This is a genomic window from Pseudogemmobacter sp. TB195 (assembly GCF_058313095.1).
The window spans coordinates 137,418-160,552 of sequence record NZ_JBZEGG010000007.1 but is presented as its reverse complement, the minus strand read 5'-3'; the positions used below and the strand labels follow the sequence as shown (position 1 = coordinate 160,552).

Below are 23,135 nucleotides of genomic sequence, written 5' to 3'. Positions count from 1 at the left end.
GAACAGGGTTTAGTCAGAACAGGATTTGGGCGAGTTTTGTGTCGAGATAGTCGCGGATCCCTTCGGCCCCGCCTTCGCGGCCCATGCCGGAATGGTTGGTACCGCCGAAAGGCGCCTCGGAGGCTGCAAGGGCAAAGCTGTTGATCCCGACCATGCCGGATTTCAGTGCAGCCGTGACGCGCCGCGCGCGCTCGGGCGAGCGGGTGAAGGCATAGGCCGAAAGCCCCATATCGGAGGCATTTGCCCGCGCGATGACCTCGTCTTCGCCCGAGAACCGGGTGATCGCGGCGATGGGGCCGAAGTTTTCCTCAGAAAAGACGCGCATGTCGTCGCGCACATCGGTAAGCACGGTTGGCTCGTAGAAATGGCCTTTGTTCAGATGGGCGGGGCGGCGACCGCCAAGTTTCAGGCTTGCACCTGCGGTGAGCGCGTCGGCGACGATCGTTTCGATTTCTGAAAGGCGCCCGGCATTGATCAGGGGGCCCATGCCGGTTTCCGGGTCCATACCATCGCCCACTCTGATCTTTGCGGCGCGTGCGACAAAACCCTCGACAAAAGCGTCATGCAGGCTTTCATGCACGAAGAAACGGTCGGCGGTGACGCAGACCTGGCCCGCATTGGCGTATTTGGTCGCCACTGACAGATCTAGCGCGGCGTCGAGATCGGCATCATCGAAGATGATCAGCGGCGCATTCCCGCCAAGTTCCATCGAGACCTTTTTCACTGTTTCCGCCGCGTCGCGGATCATCTGTTGACCCACCCGGGTCGAGCCAGTGAGCGATACCTTGCGCACCCGTTTATCTGCCATGATCGGCGCATAGGTGTCGGCGGTTGACCCGACCACCAGGGAGACCGCGCCATCCGGCAGGCCGGCTGCACGCAGGCAATCGACGATCACCATGGCCACACCCGGGGTCTGTGAGGACGGGCGCAGCACCACCGGGCAGCCGGCGGCCAGAGCAGGGGCCAGCTTGCGCGCCGGAAGCGCCGCAGGGAAGTTCCAGGCGGTGAAGGCGCCGACGATGCCGACCGGCTCGTGGCTGATCTCGAACCGTCCGCCGGGCACCCGGCTGTCCACGATGCGGCCATAAATCCGCCGTGCCTCTTCGGCATACCAGCGGAACTGATCACAGGCGAGCACCCATTCCCGGCCTGCCTGGGCGATGGGCTTCCCGGTCTCGAGCGAGATCATCCGCGCGCCTTCATCCGTGCGGCGGATCATCTCATCGGCAGCCCGGTGCAGCGCGTCGGCACGGCCGAAACCGCCCATGGCACGCAACGGCCCCTGCGCCAGGGCCGCCGCATCCAGCGCCGCGCAAGTCTGCGCGACCGAGGCGAAAGCAACCGCGCCAAGAGAGACGCCGGAGACCGGAGAGTATACCTCTCCCGTTGTGGCGCCGGGGATCCAGGCGCCACCTGTGAACAGGCCGAAATTGTCGTACATGGGGTTACCCGATGTCTTTCGTGAGGATGGTGCGGCCTTCGGCCACCGATCTGATTGCGGCCTCGGCGAGGATCAGCGCCTGGCGACCGTCTTCAAAAGTCATCGGCGGCGCGGTGCCGTTTTCGACCGCATCGACAAAGGCGCCGATCTCGGCGGCGAAAGCGTCGTCATAGCGCTCGATGAAGAAATTCAGCAGCGGCGGCGCGGCCTCGGTCTGTTCGGCATTGAACAGGCGCACTTTGGTCATGGCGTGGTTTTCCGAAATTGCCATGCCTTTCGACCCGAAGGCCTCGACGCGCTGGTCATAGCCATAGACCGCGCGGCGCGAATTGTTGATGATCGCCTGCTTGCCGGAGGCGGTTTTCAGCACCACGGTGACGGTGTCGTAATCGCCAAGCTTTTCCATCAGTCCTGGCTTCACGAGGCGCGAGCCGGTCGCGGAAACCTCGGTCACATCCTCGCCCAGCATGAAGCGCGCCATGTCGAAATCATGGATGGTCATGTCGCGGAAGATGCCGCCCGACACTTCCATATAAGCGTCGGGTGCCATGTCGGGGTCGCGTGACGTGATGATGACCTGGTGCAGATCACCGATCTGGCCCGAGGCAATCGCCGCCTGCACGCCCGCATGGCCCTTGTCCATCCGGCGCACGAAGCCGAGCATGATCGGAACGCTTGTACCTTTGATCTTTGCAGCGCAGGCATTGACGCGGGCGAGCGACAGATCAATCGGCTTTTCGCACAAAGCGGGCTTGCCGGCAGCGACCGCGGCTTCGATCAGATCGGCATGGGTGGCGGTCGAGGAGGCGATAAGAATTGCATCGACATCTTTCGAGGCGATCAGCGCTTCGGCGCTGTCGAACCGGGTCACACCCAGTTTTTCGGCCGTTTCGGCGGCAGATGGGGTATGAATATCATAGACACCGGCGAGGGCCGCACGCGGGTGTGCTGCGATATTTTCGGCATGCATACGGCCAATGCGGCCCGTGCCGATTACTGCAATCCTGAGCATTGAGTCTCCTCCTCAACTTTGTTGCAATAATCATTGCTATGACGTTGCATTGTCAATATGCATTCCGTAAGCATTGAGAAAAGATACATCCGCAGGAGGAGGCGAGATGACCGGATCTACTGTGCGCCTGACTATGGCGCAGGCCCTTGTTCGTTACCTTTGCAACCAGTTCACCGAGATTGACGGGCAGCGCGTTCCGCTTTTCGCAGGTGTTTTCGGCATCTTCGGCCATGGCAATGTGACCTGCCTGTCCGAAGCGCTTGAGACGGTTCAGGACCAGCTTCCGACCTGGCGCGGCCAGAATGAACAGTCGATGGCGCTGGCGGCGATTGGATTCGCGAAAGCCAAGCAGCGCCGTCAGATCATGGTCGCGGCGACTTCGATTGGCCCTGGCGCGGCGAATATGATCACGGCGGCGGGTGTGGCGATGGCGAACCGGCTGCCGGTCCTGCTGATCGCGGGCGATACATTCGCGAACCGTATTCCCGACCCGGTGCTGCAACAGGTTGAGCATTACAACAATCCCTCGATCACGGTGAATGACGCCTTCAAGCCGGTGGTGCGCTATTGGGATCGCATTGTTTTGCCAGAACAAATCATCCAGTCGCTGCCCCAGGCGGTCGCCGTGATGCTCGACCCCGCCGATTGCGGCCCGGCTTTCATTGGTCTCGCTCAGGATACGCAGGAGATCGCCTACGACTATCCGGAAGTCTTCTTCGAGCCGAAGGTCTGGAAGATCCCGCGCCCGCGCCCCGACCGCGATTCGGTGGCGCAAGCTGCCGAGGTGCTTCAGCGCGCGAAACTGCCGCTGATCATCTCGGGCGGTGGCGTGCGCTATAGCCGTGCCGAACAGGCTCTGGCTGATTTCGCCGCCAGACGCGGTATCCCGGTTGTGGAAACCGTGGCGGGCAAGGGCGCCTTCACCCATGACCATCCGGTGCATATCGGGCCGGTCGGCATCCTCGGCTCGACCTCGGCGAATGAGCTGGCGCGCGAGGCGGATGTGATCCTGGCCATCGGCACCAGGCTGCAGGATTTCACCACCGGCTCCTGGACGGCGTTTTCCCCATCGGCGCAGTTCATCTCGCTGAACGCGGCGCGGTTTGACGCGATCAAGCACCGGGCGCTCTCGGTCGTCGGCGATGCGAAGGAGGGCATTCTGGAGCTCGACGCAGCGCTTGGAGCCTGGAAGGCTGACGCGGGGCTCTTGCCGCGCGGAAAGAAGTTGTTCGCGGAATGGAACAAGCTGCTGGACGGATTGCAGGCGCGGACCGACGCGGCGGTGCCGTCTTACCAACAGGTCGTCAATGTTGTGAACCAGTCGGCGCGTCCGGGCGATACGCTCGTGACCGCCGCAGGTGGTCTGCCGGGCGAGGTCGTCAAGGGCTGGCGCGTCAAAGACCCGCATACCTTTGACTGCGAATTCGGGTTCTCCTGCATGGGCTATGAGATCCCGGCGGGCTGGGGCGCGGCCATGGCGCAGGAAGGTCCTGGCGGCACCGGCGGCACGCCCATCGTGATGCTGGGTGACGGCACCTATATGATGGGGAATTCCGACATCTATTCGGCGGCGCTGACCGGCCATAAGATGATCGTGATCGTCTGCGACAATGGCGGCTATGCGGTCATCAACCGGCTGCAACAGGCCAAGGGCGTGCCGGGCTTCAACAACCTGTTGAAAGACTGCCGCATCCGCGACCGCAACAACCCGCTGCATGTCGATTTCGTCGCCCATGCCAAAGCCATGGGCGCGGCTGCGAAACATGTCGAAAGTCTTGCCGATCTGCCCGCGGCCCTCGAATGGGCCTATGATCAGGACGGCGTGACGGTGCTGTCGATTGTAACCGATGCCTGGACCTGGACGCCCGGCGATGCCGACTGGGATGTCGGCGTGCCAGAGGTTTCCACCTTTGAATCGGTCCGCAGCGCGCGGGCCAATCAGGAAAAAATCCGCAAACAACAGCGTATCGGGGTCTGAGACCATGACAATTAAGGCTGGGAAAGCGAAACTTGGAATTGCCCCGATCGCCTGGTGGAATGACGATCTCGCCGAGCTCTCGGATGATGTAAGCCTTGAGGAATGTCTGCGCCAGGCCTCGGTTGCAGGATTTACCGGGATGGAGACCGGGCGCCGCTTTCCGATGGATATGGCCGAGCTTGGCCCCATCCTGGACCGCTTCGGCATCTCGGTCTGTGGCGGCTGGTTCTCGGGCCTGCTGGTCGATGGCGATATCGAGGTCGAAAAGGACCGCATCGCCGAACAGATGGCGTTTTTCATCGCCGCCAAAGCGCCCTGCATCGTCTATGGTGAGACCGCGCGGTCGATCCAGGGCGTGCGCACGGCGCCGCTCGCGACAAAGCCTAAACTGACCGAGCCAGAGATGGCCGCCTACGGGCGTAAGATGAGCGATTTTGCGGATTGGTGCGCCAAACAGGGGATGCCGATCTCGTATCATCACCATATGGCGGCGGTGGTCGAGACAGAGGCGGAGATCGACCTCTTCCTGAAACACTCTTCGGTGCCGCTCTTGTTCGATGCCGGTCACCTGGCCTTTGCGGGCGCCGATCTGATGCGGGTGATCGACAACCACCATGCGCGCTTCACCCATGTCCACACCAAGGACATTCGGCAAGCGGTGATCGACGGGCTGGACCGCAGATCGGAGAGCTTCCTTGATGCGGTCATCAAGGGCGCCTTTACCGTGCCGGGCGATGGCTCGCTGGACTTTGAAGCCATCGTCAAGGCGCTGTCCCAGAAGGGTTATGAGGGCTGGTTCGTGGTCGAGGCGGAGCAGGATCCGAAGGTTTCCCCGCCGCTCGAAATGGCGGTCAAAGGCCATAAAGAGCTGATGCGGGTCATGGCCGCCGCCGGCTATGAGGTGACGAAATGAACCGGATTGACGGAAAAGTTGCGATTGTCACCGGCGGCACCCAGGGCCTTGGGGCCGCGATTGCCCGGCTCTTTGCCGAGGCGGGCGCAGCCGGGATCGTGATCGTCGGGCGCGGCGAGGACAAGGGTCGCGCGGTTGCGAAGTCGATTTTTGAGACGACCGGCGTGCCGGTCGAGCTGGTGCTCGCCGACCTGGGCAATATGGCGGATGTCGCAAAGATCGTGCCGGCGGCGGATAAACGCTTTGGCCGGGTCGATATCCTCGTCAATGCGGCTGGCCTGACGGATCGCGGCAATATGCTCAACACCTCGCCCGAGCTCTTTGACCGCATGATCGCGGTCAATACCCGGGCGCCGTTTTTCCTGATCCAGGACGCGGCAAAGGTGATGATCCGGGAAGGGATCGAGGGCCGGGTGGTCAATATCGGTTCGATGTCGGGTCTGGCGGGACAACCCTTCCTCGCGCCCTATTCGACCTCGAAAGGCGCGTTGTCGACCCTGACGCGCCATGCCGGTTTCGCCCTGATGCGCCATAAGATCCATATCAACCAGCTCGATATCGGCTGGATGAATTCGGATCATGAACGGGCGCTCGTGCTTTCGGAAACCGGTGACCCTGATTTCATCGACCGCGCGGCGGCGGCAAAGCCCTTTGGCCGCATTCTCGACCCGAAAGAAGTGGCGCGCGCGGTTTTGTGGATGGCCTCTGACGATGGCGGCATGATGACCGGCGCGGTGATCCCCTTCGACCAGTCGGTCTATGGCGGCTATGACGATGCGCCGGTTCCGGCGGCCGCTCTGGAGGGGTGAGCCATGCGCACGATCAAAGGGCCGGGGGTCTTCCTCGCTCAGTTTGCCGCGGACGACGCGCCCTATAACACATTGCCGGGTCTGGCAGCCTGGGCGGCGGAAAAGGGGTTCAAAGGCGTGCAGATCCCGACCTGGGAGACGCGGCTGATAGATATGGAGAAAGCCGCGACCTCAGACGCTTACTGCGATGAGATCAAAGGCCTTCTGGCCGATCACGGGCTGGAAATCACCGAATTTGCCTCGCATATCACCGGGCAGCTGGTCGCGGCGCATCCCGCACATGACGGGGTGCTGGACGCGTTTGCGCCCGAACATGTGCGCGGCAATCCGGCGCGCCGCCGCGCCTGGGCCGAAGAACAGTTGCGCTTCGCGGCGCGGGCCTCGCAGCGGTTCGGGATCGACCGGCATGTGACCTTTTCCGGCGCGCTTTTGTGGCCCTATCTCTACCCCTATCCGCAATGGCCCGAGGGGCTGGTCGACGACGGGTTTGACGAGCTTGCCCGCCGCTGGACGCCGATCCTTAATGATTTCGACGCGCATGGCGTGGATGTCTGCTATGAAATCCACCCGATGGAAGACCTGCATGACGGCCATTCCTGGGAATATTTTCTTGGCAAGGTGAAGGGCCACCCCCGCGCCAATCTGATGTATGACCCGAGCCATCTGGTGCTGCAGGGCATGGATTATCTCGCGTTCATTGACCATTACCATGAGCGTATCCGCACCTTCCATGTGAAGGATGCCGAGTTTCGCCCGGATGGCAAATCCGGCGCTTACGGCGGCTATATGCCCTGGGCAAAACGCGCGGGCCGCTTCCGCAGCCCCGGCGATGGTCAGGTCGATTTTGGTGCCATCTTCACGAAGCTGTCCACTTACGGCTTTGACGGCTGGGCAGTTCTGGAATGGGAATGTTTCATCAAAAACCCCGAAGACGGCGCGCGTGAGGGCGCTCAGTTCATCAAAGACCACATCATCCGCGTCTCGGACCGGGCCTTTGACGATTTCGTGAAATCCGGCGCAGACCGGGCAGCCAACCGGGCGATGCTCGGGCTGGGGGAAGCATGACGCGGCAATTGCGGCTTGGAATGATCGGTGGCGGCGAGGGGGCCTATATCGGCAATATCCACCGCCTGGCGGCGCGGCTCGATGGCGCATGGGTGCTGGTGGCGGGGGCCTTTGATGCAGATCCCGCAAAGGGCAGGGCTTTCGCGCAAAGACAGGGCATCGCCGATGATCGCAGTTACGGGACATATCAGGAGCTGATCGCGGGGGAACTCACCCGCGAGGACCACGTAGATGCGGTGGCGATCTGTACACCCAATTTCACCCATTATCCGATGGCGAAGGCGTTGATTGAGGCGGGCATCGCGGTGATCTGTGAAAAGCCGCTGACCGCCACGCTGGAAGAGGCCCTGGCGCTGGAGGAACTCGCCCGGGTGCGTGGTATCTTCATCGGCGTCACCTATACCTATTCCGGCTATCCGATGGTACATGAGGCCCGTGCGCGGGTCGCGGCCGGTGAGATCGGCGCGGTCAGGACAGTGCAGGTCGAATATCCGCTGGAATGGATGGCGACGGCGATCGAGGCCCAGGGCAATGCCCAGGCCGCCTGGCGGACCGACCCGAAGAAGAACGGGCGCGGTGGTTCCATCGGCGATATCGGCACCCATGCCTATCACCTCGCGGGCTTTGTCACCGGGCTGCGGCTGCAGTCGCTGACGGCGGATCTGGCGACATTTGTGAATGGTCGTTCGCTTGATGACAACGCGCATGTGATGCTGCGCTATGAGGGCGGCGCGCGCGGGCTTTTGTGGTCGAGCCAGGTCGCCATTGGTAATTCCAACGGTGTCCGCATCCGGGTCTTTGGCGGCAAGGGTTCGCTCGCCTGGTATCAGGAACAGCCCAATGAGCTGATCCTGACCCCGCTTGAGGGCCGCGTGCAGACCCTCAAACGCGGAGCGGGTGATCTGTCACCGGCTGCGAAGGCGCGCACCCGTACGCCTCCGGGCCATCCCGAAGGCTATCTCGAGGCCTTCGCCAATCTCTATCTCGGCTTTGCCGAGGCGATCCGCGCCCGGGCCGAGGGCCGTTTGCCTGCGCCCATCGGCCAGGACCTGCCAATGATCCAGGACGGGGTCAGGGGCGTCGCTTTTGTCGAGGCGGTTGTCGACAGCCATGAGGCGGTTGATCAGCCCTGGATCACGCCTGTTGCCGTTTGATACCAGGAGTTCACCCCGGGGGAGGGGGTTTGTGAGATGACGAAAAAGCTGGATCTCGTGACCATTGGCCGGTCCTCCATTGACCTCTATGGGGCGCAGGTGGGTGGCCGGCTGGAAGATATGGGCGCGTTTCAGAAATATGTCGGCGGCTCCCCGACCAATATGGCGGTGGGGACGGCGCGGCTGGGGCTGAAACCGGCGCTGATCACCCGGGTGGGCGATGAACATATGGGCCGGTTCCTGCGCGAGGAACTGGCGCGTGAAGGCGTCGATACGCGCGGCGTGGTGACCGACCCGGAACGACTGACGGCGCTGGTTCTGCTGGGGATCCGCGACGAACATCAGTTCCCGCTGATCTTCTACCGCGAGAATTGCGCCGATATGGGGCTGTGCGAGGATGACATCGACGAGGCGCTGATTGCGGACAGCCGCGCAGTGGTCGCGACGGGAACGCATCTTTCGCATCCGCGCACCAAGGCGGCAGTACTGAAGGCGCTGGCTCTGGCCCGCCAGCATGGCGCACGGACAGCGCTGGATATCGATTACCGCCCGAACCTCTGGGGTGTCGCGGGCCATGGGGATGGCGAAAGCCGCTTCGTCGAAAGCGCCGAGGTGACGGCGAAACTGCAAACCACGCTGCATCTCTTCGACCTGATCGTCGGGACCGAGGAAGAATTCCATATCGCCGGCGGTTCGACCGATACGATCGCGGCGCTTCGGGCCGTGCGCGCGCTCAGCACCGCCACGCTGGTGTGCAAACGCGGCGCGGCGGGGGCGGTGGCCTTTACCGGCGCAGTGCCCGACAGCCTTGATGCGGGCGAGGCCGGGCCGGGGTTCCCGATCGAGGTGTTCAACGTGCTGGGCGCGGGAGACGGGTTCATGTCGGGCCTGCTGAAGGGCTGGCTGGATGATGAAAAATGGCCGCGCGCCCTGGAATATGCCAATGCCTGCGGGGCTTTCGCGGTGTCACGCCATGGCTGTGCGCCGGCCTATCCTTCGCTTGCCGAACTGGAATTTTTCCTGGATCGCGGTGTGACCCGCCCGGATCTGAGAAACGACGCAGCGCTGGAACAGATCCACTGGTCGACCAACCGCCGCGCGCTGCGGGGCGAAAGCCGGGGCAATCCGTGGCGGGATATCCGCGTCTTCGCCTTTGACCACCGGATGCAGCTGGAACAGATGCAGGGCGCAACCCCCGCAAAGATCGGCGCGTTCAAAGAGCTGTGCCTTCAGGCCGCGCAGGGCGTCCAGGCGGGGCGGCCGGGCTATGGAATCCTCTGCGACAACCGCCTTGGCAAGACCGCGCTGCATGCGACAGCGGGAAGCGGGCTCTGGGTCGGGCGTCCGGTGGAATGGCCGGGCTCGCGCCCCTTAAGCCTTGAGCCTGAGATCGGGCCGGATTACGGCGGGCTGGCCGAATGGCCGCTGGATCATGTGGTCAAGGTGCTGTGTTTCTGCCACCCCGATGACGATGCCACAACCTGGGCGCAGCAGGAAGACGTGGTCAAACGTCTGTTTGCCGCAGCACGCCGGAACCGGCTGGAATTCCTGCTCGAAGTTATCCCGTCCAAGGTGGCACCGGTCGATGACCTGACCACGGCCAGGATCATCCGTCGCTTTTACGATCTGGGCATTTATCCCGACTGGTGGAAGCTTGAGCCGATGAAGACGGCTGAGGCCTGGGCCAATGCCGTCGCCGCCATCGAGGAAAACGACCCGAACACGCGCGGCATCGTGATCCTTGGCCTTGACGCGCCCGAGGCCGAGCTGGCCGCAAGCTTCCGCGTTGCGGCGGCGCAGCCGCTGGTTCGGGGGTTCGCGGTCGGACGGTCGATCTTTGGAGATGTGGCGCGGGCCTGGATGGAGGGCGGGACGGATGACACCGGGGCGGTCGCGGACATGACGGCGCGCTACAGCCGGCTGTGTGAGATCTGGGATCAGGCAAGGCGCGCCAGCGCCGGCTGATGCCCGCGCCCGTGCCAGTGACAGGGAACGTATTCATGAGCCAATTGCAACTGAAACCCTTCGGCACCACGGGCAAGGTGCACCAGGTCACCCCCGCCTCGGCCGGCTGGCGCTATGTCGGCTTTTCGCTCTATCGGCTGCGGCCCGGCGAGACGGCGTCGGAAGCGACCGGCACGGATGAGGTGATCCTGGTCATGATCGAGGGCAAGGCCGCCTTCACCGCCGCCGGTCAGGACTGGGGCCTGCTTGGCGAGCGGATGAATGTCTTTGAAAAGACGCCGCCGCACAGCCTTTATGTGCCGCCGGGGCAGGACTGGCGCGCGGTGGCCGAGACCGCCTGCACCATCGCGGTCTGCGCCGCGCCTGGCAAGGGCAATTACCCGGCGCGACGGCTTGGCCCTGATGGCATCACCCTGACCGAGCGCGGATCGGGCTGCAATCTGCGGCTCGTGAACAATATCGCGATGGAGATGCATGACGTCTGTGACAGCCTGCTGGTGACCGAAGTTTATACCCCCGCCGGCAACTGGTCATCCTATCCCAGCCATCGCCATGACGAGGATGATTTCCCCCGCATCACCTATCTCGAAGAGACCTATTACCATCGCCTGAACCCGGGCGATGGCTTTGCCTTTCAGCGCGTCTATACCGATGACGGGCAGTTTGATGAGGTCATGGCGGTGAAAGATGGCGATGTGGTGCTTGTTCCGCGCGGCCATCACCCCTGCGGTGCGCCCTATGGGTTTGAACTTTACTACCTCAACGTCATGGCCGGCCCGCGCCGCAACTGGCGCTTTGTGGCGGACCCGGCGGTTGAATTTCTGATGAAGTGAGCCATGAAAACGAAAGAGGGCGCGGGAAACATCCCGCGCCCTCTCGCGTTTCGGACAGGTTCAGTAGGGGCTGTCGGGGAAGTAATATTCCGCCGCGTTCTCAGCGGTGATCAGCGGGCTGTCGAGCGTGTAGATGCCATGCACCGGCGATTGCACCGCATAGCGCGCGGCGGTGACGGTGATCGCGGGGATGATCAGAGTGGGCGGGTAGAAGATGTCAGCGTCGATCAGCGCATCCCCATCCATGATCAGCTTGATCACCCGGTTCATCCCCGAGCCGCCCAGCAGTTTCATCCCCTCTGCACGGCCCGCCTGTTCGATGGCCGCCTTGGCACCGAGCGCCGCGTCATCGTCACCGGCCCAGACCCCGTCGATCTGGGGGAAGCGGGTCAGGAAGTCCTGCATCACCTCGAACCCCTTATCGGGGTTCCAGTTGGCATATTGCATGTCGAGAACCTCGATCCCCGACCCTTCAAGCGCGGCATTGAAGGCCTCGATGCGGATATTGTCGATGGCGGTCGGGATGCCGCGCATGACGACGATCTTGCCGCCATCCGGCAGCTTGCCCTTGAAGTAATCGGCGGCGATCTTGCCATATTGCGGGTTGTTGCCGCCGACATAGAGATCTTCGACGCCCGGCTCTGACAGGCCACGGTCAACGGCGGTGATGAAGATGCCACGGGCCTTGGCGGCCTTGACCGGCTCGGTCAGCGGATCGCTTTCCATCGGCAGGATCACGAGGGCATTGATGCCCTGGGCGATCAGGTCTTCGACATTGTTCACCTGGGCCTGGACATCGCCGGCGGTGGTCACCACGAAATCAAGCTGCGGGAAGGCGGCCTGCAAGGATTTGACGGTGCGCTCGGTGTGATAGTTCAGACCGCCGGTCCAGCCATGGGTCGCGGCCGGGATCGCGATGCCGATTTTCGCGACTTTCTCTTGTGCGCGGGCGGGAAGGGCGGCCAGCGGCAGCGCCATGCCTGCGGCCGATGCCACCAGCATATTGCGGCGGGAAAGGTGGGCTTTCATTGGGGGTCTCCTCCGGTTGAAAAACTCAGGTGCCGCTGCGCCGGCGTTGCAGCAGGACGGCGATGACGATGATGGTGCCCTGGAAGGCGCCGTTCAGATGCGGGCTGAAATACGAGGTGAGGTTGAGGATATTCGCGACGAGGCCAAGGATCAGCACACCAACCACCGTGCCCCAGACCCGCCCGTAGCCGCCCGCCAGCGCCGTGCCGCCGATGATCACGGCGGCAATCGCCTCCAGTTCCCACAACATGCCGGTCGAGGGCGTGACGGCGCCAAGGCGCGGCACATAGATCAGCGTGGCAAGCCCGACGCAGGCGCCCTGCAGCACATAGGTCGCAAGCCGCACCCCATTCACCGGGATCGCGGAATAGCGCGAGACATCCGGGTTCGAGCCGATGGCCGTGACATGGCGGCCAAAGCGCATCCGGGTCATGACGAATTCACCGAGCGCCGCCAGCACCGCGAAAATGATCACCGGCACCGGGATCCCCAGCAGCGCGCCATAGTAAAGCCCGCGCCCGGCATCGCGCAGCGCGAAATCGAGCGAGATCGAGCCGCCATCCGACATCCAGGTCACCAGCGAGCGCATGATCCCCATCGTGCCCAGCGTGACGATGAAGGCCTCGATCCGGGCAAACACCACCAGCGAGCCGTTCAAAACCCCGGCCAGCATCCCGATCACCAAAGCCAGCGTCATGCCACTGATCAGCGCGGCCATCGGCGACATATGGGCGAGAAACCAGTTCATCCCCATGATACCCAGCCCCGCCACCAGCGCGGCCATCGCCCCGACCGACAGGTCAAGCCCGCGTGCGGTAATCACAAAGGTCGCACCGATCGCGATGATCCCGATGATCGAGGACCTTGTCAGCACATTGAGGACATTCTCGGCGGTCAGGAAGGTCTCGCTGGACACGGCGCCGAGGATCACCAGCAGGATCAGCGCGATCAGCGGCCCGAGCTGGCCAATCCTCTGGCGCAGCGGCGTGGCGGCGGGGGCGAGGGTTGCGTCGCTCATGCGGGGATTTCCTTCTCTGAATCGGTGGAAAGGCCAAGGCCGAGGCGCAGGATATCGGCCTCACTCACCTGGCCACCCTCGGGCTGGCGCAGCGTGCCGGCGATGCGCCCGCGATCCATCACGAGGATGCGATGGGCAAGGCCGATCAGCTCGGGCAGTTCCGACGAGATCACGACAACGGCGCGGCCTTCGGCGGCGAGCCCGGCGATCAGGCGGTAGATCTGGGCCTTGGCGCCGATATCGACGCCGCGTGTCGGCTCGTCGAGGATGACGATATCCGGCTGGCTCGCGAGCGTCTTCGCCAGCAGCAGTTTCTGCTGATTGCCGCCCGAGAGCCGCCCCGCCGGGATCAGTGGATTGGCCGAGCGGATGTCGAATGTCTCGCGCGCCTTCGCATAGCGCGCGCGCTCGCCCGCCTGGTCAAGGAGCGGCCCGCCCGACAGGGCCCCCAGCGTCAGATCGGCATTGACGATCTGGCTGGCCTCAAGCAGCAGGCCCCGGCTTTTGCGGTCTTCGGTCAGATAGGCGATGCCCTTTGCCCAGGCCTCACGGCTTTTCGGCAGCGCGCGCGTTTCGCCGCGCAGGGTGAATCTGCGTGCGCGGGCGGGGCGCAGGCCAACAAGGCCCTCGAACATCTCGGTGCGGCCCGATCCGACCAGGCCTGCCACGCCGAGGATCTCGCCGGGATGCAGCGCAAAGCCCGCATCCCGCACCGGGGCGCCGATCTCGCGCGGCACGTCAAGCCCCTCGACTTCCAGGACAGGGGCGGCGACAGGCGCCGGGCTGCGGGGCAGGAAGAGGTCGGAGATTTCGCGCCCGACCATGGCGGTGGCGATGTCATGTTCGGAAACGTCTGAGGTGGGGCGGTCCATGGTGATGGTGCCATCGCGCAAAACCGTGACCCGGTCGGCAATCTCGCGGACTTCGTCCAGCCGGTGTGAGGTGAAGATCACCGCGCCACCTGCCGCGCGGAAGGTGCGGATCCGGTCAAAGAGCGCGGCGGTTTCCTCGCGGCCCAGAACTGCGGTGGGTTCATCCATCAGCAACAGCGAGGGGCCGGCGCCAAAGGCCTTGGCAAGCTCAACCACCTGCCAGCTCGCCACCGGCAGATCGCGCATCGCGGCCTCGGGATGGATCTGCGCGCGCAAAAGCGTCAGCGCCGCTGCTGCCTGGTCGCGCATCCTGCGGCGATTGACCACGCCGAACCGGCCCGGTTCGCGCCCGAGATGGATGTTTTCGGCGACATTCATATCAGGGATCAGCGCGAATTCCTGATGGACAAGCGTGATCCCCATCTTTTCAGCGCGGTGCAGATCGGCGGGCACAGGCGCGCCGCGCCACTGGACCATGCCCGACCCCGGCGCCTGATAGCCGCCGATGATCCGCATCAATGTCGATTTTCCGGCGCCATTCTCGCCTGCAAGCGCCACAACCTCGCCCGGACGCACCGCCAGGTCGATGCCCGCAAGCACCCGGTTCGGCCCGTAGAAATGTGTAACATTGCGGATCTCAAGCCCGCCGCCCGTAGCAGATTTCTGCATGTCCTCCCCTTTCTCCCCGGCCGTGCGGGCGCGCCGCAAACCCTCTGCCGCTGATCAGTGCGCAGTTTTCACCGGCGCAAGAGGCGGAACCTTTCGCGCTGAAATCAGGTCTTTGGTGCGATCCCCCTCGGGTATCAGACCGGCTGCGACTTCCCCGGAACGCAGCGTTCTCTGACAGCACCGGCATAGCAAGATCTCAAAGAAATGCAATACAGATTGCCAATGATGGATACTGGCAATCCTGTGTTGCGATGCGGACGCGGGCAGGTCAGGGAAGGTCGGGGCCGCAGGGCATCACAGGCCGACCATCTTGCGGAAGGCGGCAAGTTCGGCCTCGTTATCGGTAACACTGTGAAGTGGGGCAGGATAGGCGCCCTTGTTCACATCGGCGACAAATTCGCGGAAGGCCGAGATGCGTTCCTCCTGCAACCGGGCGAATTCGGCGGCGAAATTGCGGTAGCTTTTGGCGTGGCGCGGCTTATGGCCCGTGGTATAGCCCAGCACGTCTTCGGCAAAGAGATATTGCGCATCGGCACAGGGACCGGCGCCCATCCCGAGGATGAGCAGCGGCGAGTTTTCGGTGATGATCTTCGCCACTCCGACCGGAACGACCTCAAGCTCGGCACCGAAACAGCCGATCTCTTCCAGCCGCTTGACGTGATCCCAGACCATACGGGCGCTGGCGGCGGTCCTCCCGACCGCGCGGAAGCCGCCGGTCCAGGTCGCTTGCGACGGGATCAGGCCGACATGGCCGACGACCGGCACGCGGTTGTCACAAAGCGCTTTCTGGATCTGCAGGGAGGCCGCGCAATAAAAGCAATCGCCGCCGAGTTTGGTGAACTGAAAGGCGGCGCGCAGGTAATCCTCGGCGGTCACCAGGTCGCCGGCGGGGCCATAGGGCAGGCCGATCTGTACAAAACAATCGCCCGCCGCCTCGCGCATCGCGGGCGTGAAATACTGCCCCTCGATCGACAGGAGGTCGACCCCCGCTGCCGCCGCCGCCGCCGCCTCATCCGGCGTGGTGACGTATAGCATCGAGAGCTTCTGCCCCTGCGCCTTCATCGCACGGATATCGGCAACGGTCGGTCTTGTGCTTTTCTGAACCATGATGTCCCCCGTGGATTTCTGCGCGTGATCTCAGTCGATCAGGATTTCGACCTGGCCGTTTTCAACCCGGGTCTGCCAGGTGTTGAGGTTCTTGCAGGCCGGCAGCCGCACCGCCTCGCCGCTTCGATAGTCGAACTGGCCGTTATGTTTGGGGCATTCGACAACGTAATCCATCACCAGCCCATCGGCGAGATGGATCGCCTCATGGGTGCAAAAGCCGTCGGTGCAGAAATAACCGTCATCGGGGCTGCGATAGATCGCATAGCTGCGACCGGCGTGATCCCAGCGGATCAGGTCTTCGGTGTCGATGTCATCGGCCGAACAGGCGGCAATCCAGGGCATGTCTTCTCCTCCAAAGATATCTGGCAATCGGGCGGGATGGGAGCGGGTGTCCGGCAGGGCTATTCGGCGGCGATCGGACGCGCTTGCGCGTCATAGCCTGCGATGCCGGGGGTGGGGGCACCAGGTTCCAGGTCGCCGTGATATTCGGCGCGGTAGGGCTGGGCGCTGGCAGGCAGCTCGCGTTTCACGAACCAGTCGGGGTTTTTGAACTGGCGGATCAGGGTCGGGATAATCTCGCGATAGGCCGAAAGGATCGAGGGATGCGCGGGTGGCATGTCATGTTTCACCAGCTCATGCATCCGGGGCAGCGCATGATAGGGCACCATCGGGAACATGTGGTGTTCGACATGGAAATTCATGTTCCAGTAGATGAAGCGTGAGATGGGGTTCACATAGACGGTGCGCGAATTCAGCCGGTGGTCGAGCACGTTTTCCGCCAGGCCCAGATGCTGCATGTAGCCGGTCATCACCATATGCCAGCTGCCAAAGAGGATCGGCAGACCCACGACCATGAAGGGCAGGATCGACTGCATCCAGAAAGCCAGCGCCGCGATGCCCAGATAGATCACCGCCCAGATGCGGGCGATCAGGAAGGCGCGTTTGCGCTCGGGCTCCGGCACGAAGGACTTCGTGGTTTCGGGCACATAGCCTGCGATCAGCTGCAAAGTGGTTTTTGCATTGCCCCAAAGCTCGAATATCCCGAAGAAATTCAGGATCAGCCGGGCGACGACCGCCGGGCGCATCGCGATGATCTCGGGATCATGGCCGACGATGATCGTGTCGGTGTGGTGGCGGGTATGGCTCCACCGCCAGGTCACCGGATTGCGCATCATGCAAAAGCACGCGACCTGATAAACCGCATCATTCATCCAGCGGGTTTTGAACGCGGTGCCATGACCGCATTCATGCCACCGTGAGTCCATCGCCGAGGCATAGAGCACGCCGTAAATCAGCCAGAAGGGCGCCGACCACCAGGAGGGCCAGAGCCAGATCCCCGCGCCCGCCGAGGCGATCATCACCCCGAAAAGGATGATCGTGTCGTGGATTGCGGGCTGATCCGACCGTGTCATCAGCTCTTTCATCACCTTGCGCGGCAGGTCGGTATGATACCACTGGGCGGAGACGAGGCCGATCTCCTCGGCCAGCCTGGCATCGCGCCCCAGGAGCGCGTAATCGCGGTTCGTATGGCTCATGTTGTGTTTCCCCTCCGGCACAGCGACGGTTCCTGACCTCAGACCTGCGGCCTCTCCCGATAGCATTGCAACGAAAATTGCGATTTTCCAGATTCGTTTATTGCAATTCACATCAGAATGATGATGGGTAATGATGGTTTCTGATGGATTTTTCCGATGCGCAAACGTGTGACGATCACCGATCTTGCCGAAGCTGCCGGGGTTTCCACCGCCACCGTCGACCGGGTGCTGAACGGGCGCAGCACGGTCCGGCAGGCCACTGCGATGCACGTGCTGGACGTCGCCCGAGAGATGGGGTTTCACGCCGCCCCGCTGCTGGAGAAACGCCTGATCGGTGAAAAGGAAAGCCTGACCATCGGCCTGGTGCTTTTGCCGACCGAGCCGGACTTCTACCGCCAGTTCCAGGCCGAGGCCGAGGCGGCAGCCCTTGCCCAAACCGGCCTGCGGCTCCGTATCGTGACCGAATATGCCGCCAATTCCAGCCCCGCCGCCAGTATTGCCGCGCTGGAACGGCTGGCGCCGAAAGTGCAGGCGATCGGCCTCGTCGCGGTGGATCATCCCAGGGTCACCGAGGCAGTGGCGGATCTGAAGGCCAAAGGCATCCCGGTGATCGCGCTGTTATCCGACCTGGCCCAGGGCGTGCGCCATGCCTGTCTGGGGGTCAATAATCTCAAGGTCGGGCGGGTGGCGGCGGCGATGCTGGCGCGGGGCGTGCCCAAAGGGGCAGGGGGCGCGCTCGCGCTGTTTGTCGGCGGCCAGCTCTGGCATGGGCATGAGCTGCGCGAGACCGGGTTTCGCAGCTATATCCGTCGTGAGCGGCCGGATCTGGTCCTGCTCGATACCCAGATCAATCTCGACACGGATGATCTGACCTATGAGGCGGCAATTGCGCTGATGGCGCGGCATAAATCGCTTTGTGGCATCTATTGCTGCGGCGGCGGGCGCAATGGCGTGATCCGCGCGGTGCGCGAAGAGCGCCGCCATGGCGAGATCGACGTGATCGCCAATGAACTGACCGAGACGACACGGCGCGCGATGGCCGAGGGCATCGTGTCGCTGGTGATCGACACGCCATTGCGCGAGATCTGCGCCTCGCTGGTCACCCTCGCCCGACAGGCGGTCAGGGGCGAGGCGGTGGCGGAGGGCCGGGGCCAGGTTTTCCTGCCCATGCGGCTGATCCTGCCCGAGAGCATCTGACAGCGGCGGGCTGCAATGGGCCCTGAGACTGCCGTGAGGATGCAGGACTGAAGGGGCTTTGCTGCGGATCGAATCAAAGACCGGGACTTGCCGGGGGACAATTTTCTGCAAGGAAAATTGCAAGACCGCAATCGAACCCGGTGCCGCTGCCATGGGGACGGTTGCACCGTGTGAGGTCAGAAAATTCAAATAACCCAATAAGATAAATCATTTTTTTAAATCAAATCCGCGCCCGCGCGCCAGATGCACCCATTGGGATCAGGACAGATTTCTGAATTAAAGGTTGACACACTCAAATTTCTGCAATCAATATTGCCAAACTAATCAGGTTGCAATTTTACAGAAGCAGACAACCGGCATCGCGTGGAGGACGCGGGGCCGGCACGGTCGGCTGATGTCTTATCGCCTGATCCGACAGGTCGACGATGAAGGGAGAGCATCGTGAAGGATTTGGTCCCCGAGATCAGTCTTGAAGAGTTTCGCGCTCAGGTGGAGACGGTGACCACCATCGAGCATTGCCCCTCGGCCATCGCCATTGAAAAGAATATTCCGATCTATGATGGCGCGCGTGTCAGCGCAGAGATTTCACGCGAATGGGCGCGGGTGATCGGCGAGGGCGCCGGGGTTTTCGTGGTTAAAAATGCCTTTGCGGACAAAGGCGCGATTGATGCGGCCTCGGACGCGTTTCGCGCCATTATCGCGCATGAGCGTGAGACCGGCGTTGCGGCAGGCGACCATTTCGCCAAGGCCGGCGCCAATGACCGGATCTGGAACAGCCTGCAAAAGCTCTGCCTGCATGATCCGGCGGTTTATGCCCGCTATATGGCCAATCCGGTGATTGATATTGCCTGCCGCGCCTGGCTTGGGCCGGGCTATCAGATCGCAACTCAGGTGAACCAGGTCCGTCCTGGCGGCAAGGCACAGGCACCGCATCGCGACTATCACCTTGGCTTCATGTCGCCGGATCAGATGGCGCAATATCCGGATCATATCCACGCGACCGGCCCGACGCTGATCCTGCAAGGCGGCGTCGCGCATTGTGATATGCCGGTCGAGAGCGGAACCACGAAACTGCTGCCGCATTCGCAGCGCTTCCTGCAGGGCTATATTGCGGCAACCCGGCCGGAATTCCGCGACTATTTCGAGACGGCCCATGTCCAGCTGCCGCTGGAAAAGGGCGATGCGATCTTTTTCAGCCCGGCTCTGTTCCATGCGGCGGGCGAGAACAAAACCTCTGACGTTGTGCGGATGGTGAACCTGATCCAGACGGCAAGCGCTTTCGCCCGTCATATGGAGGCGATTGACCGCACGGCGATGTGCCGCGCCGTATTCCCGCATCTCGCAGCGCTGTCGCCCGGGGGCCGGCATGCGGTGATCGCGGCCACGGCGGATGGCTATCCCTTCCCGACCAATCTCGACACCGATCCGCCGATTGGCGGTCTTGCGCCTGAAACCCAGCAGGATCTGCTGGCGCGCGCGGTGTCTGAGGGCTGGGATGCCGCAAGGCTCGACGCAGCGCTGGACGCGCAGGAGGCAAAACGCCGCCCGTAACACCTGTCAAACCAGAATCCGCCATGGCTTCCGGCGGTCACAGAGGGAAGCCGCAAAGGGAGGATTACCACAATGAAATCAATGCTGAGATCGGTCGCCATCGGGGCGGTTCTTGCGGTGACCGCTATGGTCAGCTCTGCAAAGGCAGAAGGCGAGCAATTCGTCTGGATCAGCCATGGCCCGGACAGTGACAGCTGGTTCAACGTGATCAAGAATGCGATCAAGGTCACCAATGAGCAGATGGGTGTGAACACCGAATACCGTAACCCCGCGACCGGCGACCTCGCCGATATGGCGCGGATCGTACAGCAGGCCGCCGCCGCCGATGTCGACGGTATCATCGTTACCATCGCCGATTACAATGTGCTGGAAGGCCCGATCAAGGACGCCGTCGCCAAGGGGATCCCGGTCGTCACCGTGAACTCGGGCACTGTCGAAGAAAGCAAGAAACTCGGTGCGCTGCTCCATGTCGGTCAGCCGGAATATGAGGCGGGTCTCGGCGCAGGCGAGCGTGCTAAAGAGGCGGGGATCACCACCTTTCTTTGCGTCAACCACTATATCACCAATCCTGCATCGGTAGAGCGTTGCCGTGGTTTTGCCGACGGTCTGGGCGTCGAACTGGGCAGCCAGATGATCGACTCGGGCATGGACCCGTCGGAAGTCGCCAATAAAGTGAAAGCCTATCTGACCGCGAACCCCGATACCGGCGCGATCCTGACCCTTGGTCCGAATTCGGCCGAGCCCTCGATCCGTGCGGTCAAGGAACTTGGTCTCGATGGCGAAATCTATTTCGGCACTTTTGACCTGTCGTCGGAAATCTCAGGCGCGATCAAAGACGGCACCATCAATTTCGCCATCGATCAGCAGCCCTTCCTGCAAGGCTCGGTGCCGATCCAGGTTCTGACCGCCTATGTCCGTTATGGCGTGGCGCCGTCGAACTCGGTCTTCACCGGTCCGGGCTTCGTCACCAAAGAGAATATCGAATTCGTCGAGTCTCTCGCCGGCGAATATCGCTGATCTGGTGCAAGGGCCGGGGCACAAAACGCACCCGGCCCGTTTTACCTGTGGGGATTATCCAAATGACAGAAGCCGTCCAGGCTCAAAAAGACGAGCGCGTCAGAACCGTCTCGCCCTTGCGCCGCGCGCTGATCCGGCCCGAACTGGGCGGCATTTGCGGCACCATCCTTGTCTTCCTGCTGTTCGGTGCCATCGCCGGCGATTCCGGCATGTTCCGGGCCGAAGGCATCATGAACTGGACCGTGGTCTCCGCGCAGTTCATGATCATTGCGGTCGGCGCCTGCCTCCTGATGATCGCGGGCGAGTTCGACCTTTCGACCGGCTCGATGATCGGCTTTGCCGGAACCGTGATGGCGATCCTTTCCGTGCATATGGGCTGGCCGCTCTGGGCGGCAATCCTGTTTACCTTTGCCTTTTGTATGCTGATCGGCGCGCTGAACGGCTGGCTTGTGGTCAAGACCGGGCTGCCTTCTTTCATCGTGACGCTTGCATTCCTGTTCATCCTGCGGGGCCTGACAATCTGGGGCTCGGTCTATTTCACCCGCCAGACCATTATCGGCGGCGTCGCCGAGAAAGCCCAGGGCGACTGGCTTGCGCCGGTTTTTGGCGGCAAGATCCTGACCGGCTTTTTCGCCTGGATGGGCGAGGCGGGCTGGATTGCCACCTTCACCCGCGGCTCGCGCGCGGGGCAGCCGGTGGTTGACGGCATCCCGATGCTGGTTGTCTGGGCGCTGGCGCTGGTCATCCTTGGCCATCTGCTTCTGACCCGCACCAAATTCGGCAACTGGATCTTTGCTTCGGGCGGCGACGCCCAGGCCGCGCGCTATGTCGGCGTGCCGGTGAACCGGGTGAAAATCTCGATGTTCATGTTCTCGGCCTTTTGCGCCTGTGTCTTCGCCACCTGCCAGGTAATGGAATTCGGCTCGGCCGCAGCTGACCGCGGGATGCTGAAAGAATTCGAGGCCATCATCTGCGTGGTGATCGGCGGCGCGCTTCTGACCGGCGGGTACGGATCGGTGATCGGTGCGGCTTTGGGCGCTGTGATCTTCGGGGTCGTGCAGCAGGGCCTGTTCTTCGCCAATGCCGAAAGCTCGCTGTTCCGGGTCTTCCTTGGCGCCATCCTTTTGGTCGCCGTCATCATGAACACCTATATCCGCCGCATCATCACGGGAGAACGCTGATGACGACTCCAATCGTGGAAATGCGCAATATCAAGAAGAACTTCGGCCATGTAATCGCGCTGAACGGTGTCTCTTTTGATGTCAAAGCAGGTGAATGCCATTGCCTGCTGGGGGATAACGGGGCGGGGAAATCGACCTTCATCAAGACGATGTCGGGGGTGCACCGGCCCTCTTCCGGAACGATGGTGATCGAAGGCAAACCCGTCACTTTTGAATCCCCCCGTGACGCTATGGGGGCGGGCATCGCCACCGTCTACCAGGATCTCGCGATGATCCCGCTGATGTCGGTGGTGCGCAACTTCTGGATGGGGCGCGAGCCGGAAAAAGGCATCTGGCCCTTCCGCAATCTCGATATGAAAAGGGCCGAAGAGGTCACCATGTCCGAGATGAAGAAGATGGGGATCAACCTGCGCGGCCCGGATCAGGCGGTGGGCACCCTTTCCGGGGGCGAACGCCAGACCGTCGCCATTGCCCGCGCCGTTTATTTCGGGGCGAAGGTTCTGATCCTTGACGAGCCGACCTCGGCTCTGGGCGTGCGCCAGACCGCGAATGTGCTGGGCACCATCGACCGGGTCAGAAAGCAGGGCATCGGCGTTGTGTTCATCACCCATAACGTGCGCCATGCCATGGCGGTTGGCGACAGGTTCACCGTGCTGAACCGGGGCCAGACTTTGGGCACCGCGACCAAGGGCGATGTCGATGCCGCGCGTCTGCAGGATCTGATGGCGGGCGGGCAGGAACTGGCCGAGCTGGAATCCTCGCTGGGCGGCACGATTTAAGGAAAAG

The 23,135-nt window shown here is 62.7% G+C and carries 20 protein-coding genes; 12 read left to right on the top strand and 8 right to left on the bottom strand.

The annotated features are described in order from the left end of the window. Positions 1-13 precede the first annotated feature (13 nt). Together AC4FS3_RS09420 and iolG are read right to left on the bottom strand one after the other, a co-directional pair. Positions 14-1,444: an NAD-dependent succinate-semialdehyde dehydrogenase gene (locus AC4FS3_RS09420; RefSeq protein WP_491020335.1), complete on the bottom strand. Its 1,431-nt coding sequence runs from the start codon at positions 1,442-1,444 to the stop codon at positions 14-16. A 4-nt stretch (positions 1,445-1,448) separates the two neighbouring features. Continuing rightward, positions 1,449-2,456: an inositol 2-dehydrogenase gene (gene iolG, locus AC4FS3_RS09415; protein WP_491020334.1), complete on the bottom strand. Its 1,008-nt coding sequence runs from the start codon at positions 2,454-2,456 to the stop codon at positions 1,449-1,451. Positions 2,457-2,562: 106 nt separating this feature from the next. Between iolG and iolD the strand changes: the two genes are divergently transcribed. From iolD to iolB, 7 genes are read left to right on the top strand one after another with little or no spacing between them, the layout of a single operon-like run. Further along, positions 2,563-4,434, top strand: a complete 1,872-nt coding sequence (gene iolD / locus AC4FS3_RS09410; RefSeq protein WP_491020333.1) for a 3D-(3,5/4)-trihydroxycyclohexane-1,2-dione acylhydrolase (decyclizing) — start codon at positions 2,563-2,565, stop codon at positions 4,432-4,434. 4 nt (positions 4,435-4,438) lie between these two features. After that, on the top strand, positions 4,439-5,347 hold the full coding sequence (iolE, locus tag AC4FS3_RS09405; RefSeq protein WP_491020332.1) for a myo-inosose-2 dehydratase: 909 nt from the start codon (positions 4,439-4,441) through the stop codon (positions 5,345-5,347). Further along, a complete protein-coding gene (locus tag AC4FS3_RS09400) occupies positions 5,344-6,156 on the top strand; it encodes an SDR family oxidoreductase (RefSeq protein ID WP_491020331.1) in 813 nt (270 codons plus the stop codon). The genes iolE and AC4FS3_RS09400 overlap by 4 nt, the downstream gene beginning before the upstream one ends. A gap of 3 nt (positions 6,157-6,159) precedes the next feature. Continuing rightward, the gene (locus AC4FS3_RS09395) at positions 6,160-7,221 is read left to right on the top strand and encodes a sugar phosphate isomerase/epimerase family protein (RefSeq protein ID WP_491020330.1); all 1,062 of its coding nucleotides are present in this window, start codon (positions 6,160-6,162) and stop codon (positions 7,219-7,221) included. 20 nt (positions 7,222-7,241) lie between these two features. After that, positions 7,242-8,375: a Gfo/Idh/MocA family protein gene (locus AC4FS3_RS09390; protein ID WP_491020388.1), complete on the top strand. Its 1,134-nt coding sequence runs from the start codon at positions 7,242-7,244 to the stop codon at positions 8,373-8,375. A 36-nt stretch (positions 8,376-8,411) separates the two neighbouring features. Beyond that, positions 8,412-10,340: a bifunctional 5-dehydro-2-deoxygluconokinase/5-dehydro-2-deoxyphosphogluconate aldolase gene (locus tag AC4FS3_RS09385; protein ID WP_491020329.1), complete on the top strand. Its 1,929-nt coding sequence runs from the start codon at positions 8,412-8,414 to the stop codon at positions 10,338-10,340. 35 nt (positions 10,341-10,375) lie between these two features. After that, on the top strand, positions 10,376-11,173 hold the full coding sequence (gene iolB, locus AC4FS3_RS09380) for a 5-deoxy-glucuronate isomerase (RefSeq protein WP_491020328.1): 798 nt from the start codon (positions 10,376-10,378) through the stop codon (positions 11,171-11,173). 60 nt (positions 11,174-11,233) lie between these two features. Here the strand turns inward: iolB and AC4FS3_RS09375 are convergent, their stop codons facing one another. The 6 genes from AC4FS3_RS09375 to AC4FS3_RS09350 all read right to left on the bottom strand — a co-directional run bounded on the left by AC4FS3_RS09375 (position 11,234) and on the right by AC4FS3_RS09350 (position 17,403). Continuing rightward, the gene (locus AC4FS3_RS09375; protein WP_491020327.1) at positions 11,234-12,202 is read right to left on the bottom strand and encodes a substrate-binding domain-containing protein; all 969 of its coding nucleotides are present in this window, start codon (positions 12,200-12,202) and stop codon (positions 11,234-11,236) included. A 25-nt stretch (positions 12,203-12,227) separates the two neighbouring features. Further along, entirely contained in the window at positions 12,228-13,220 is a 993-nt protein-coding gene (locus AC4FS3_RS09370; RefSeq protein ID WP_491020326.1) for an ABC transporter permease, read from the bottom strand. Beyond that, entirely contained in the window at positions 13,217-14,761 is a 1,545-nt protein-coding gene (locus AC4FS3_RS09365; protein WP_491020325.1) for a sugar ABC transporter ATP-binding protein, read from the bottom strand. The genes AC4FS3_RS09370 and AC4FS3_RS09365 overlap by 4 nt, the downstream gene beginning before the upstream one ends. A 294-nt stretch (positions 14,762-15,055) precedes the next feature. Beyond that, positions 15,056-15,868, bottom strand: a complete 813-nt coding sequence (locus AC4FS3_RS09360) for a 3-methyl-2-oxobutanoate hydroxymethyltransferase (RefSeq protein WP_491020324.1) — start codon at positions 15,866-15,868, stop codon at positions 15,056-15,058. A 30-nt stretch (positions 15,869-15,898) separates the two neighbouring features. Then, positions 15,899-16,210, bottom strand: coding sequence for a MocE family 2Fe-2S type ferredoxin (locus AC4FS3_RS09355; RefSeq protein WP_491020323.1), 312 nt, complete (start codon positions 16,208-16,210; stop codon positions 15,899-15,901). A 59-nt stretch (positions 16,211-16,269) separates the two neighbouring features. After that, positions 16,270-17,403 (bottom strand): fatty acid desaturase family protein, encoded by a 1,134-nt coding sequence (locus AC4FS3_RS09350; RefSeq protein ID WP_491020322.1) that lies wholly within the window; start codon positions 17,401-17,403, stop codon positions 16,270-16,272. A 156-nt stretch (positions 17,404-17,559) separates the two neighbouring features. Between AC4FS3_RS09350 and AC4FS3_RS09345 the strand changes: the two genes are divergently transcribed. The 5 genes from AC4FS3_RS09345 to AC4FS3_RS09325 all read left to right on the top strand — a co-directional run bounded on the left by AC4FS3_RS09345 (position 17,560) and on the right by AC4FS3_RS09325 (position 23,128). Then, entirely contained in the window at positions 17,560-18,600 is a 1,041-nt protein-coding gene (locus tag AC4FS3_RS09345) for a LacI family DNA-binding transcriptional regulator (protein ID WP_491020321.1), read from the top strand. 441 nt (positions 18,601-19,041) lie between these two features. Next, positions 19,042-20,151 carry a phytanoyl-CoA dioxygenase family protein gene (locus tag AC4FS3_RS09340; protein ID WP_491020320.1) on the top strand — a complete coding sequence of 370 codons (1,110 nt, stop codon included), beginning with the start codon at positions 19,042-19,044 and terminating at the stop codon, positions 20,149-20,151. 72 nt (positions 20,152-20,223) lie between these two features. Next, on the top strand, positions 20,224-21,168 hold the full coding sequence (locus AC4FS3_RS09335; protein ID WP_283179005.1) for a sugar ABC transporter substrate-binding protein: 945 nt from the start codon (positions 20,224-20,226) through the stop codon (positions 21,166-21,168). Between the two features lie 62 nt (positions 21,169-21,230). Then, the gene (locus AC4FS3_RS09330) at positions 21,231-22,349 is read left to right on the top strand and encodes an ABC transporter permease (RefSeq protein ID WP_283179004.1); all 1,119 of its coding nucleotides are present in this window, start codon (positions 21,231-21,233) and stop codon (positions 22,347-22,349) included. Then, entirely contained in the window at positions 22,349-23,128 is a 780-nt protein-coding gene (locus tag AC4FS3_RS09325) for an ATP-binding cassette domain-containing protein (protein ID WP_491020319.1), read from the top strand. Before AC4FS3_RS09330 ends, AC4FS3_RS09325 begins: the two co-directional genes overlap by 1 nt. Positions 23,129-23,135 lie beyond the last annotated feature (7 nt).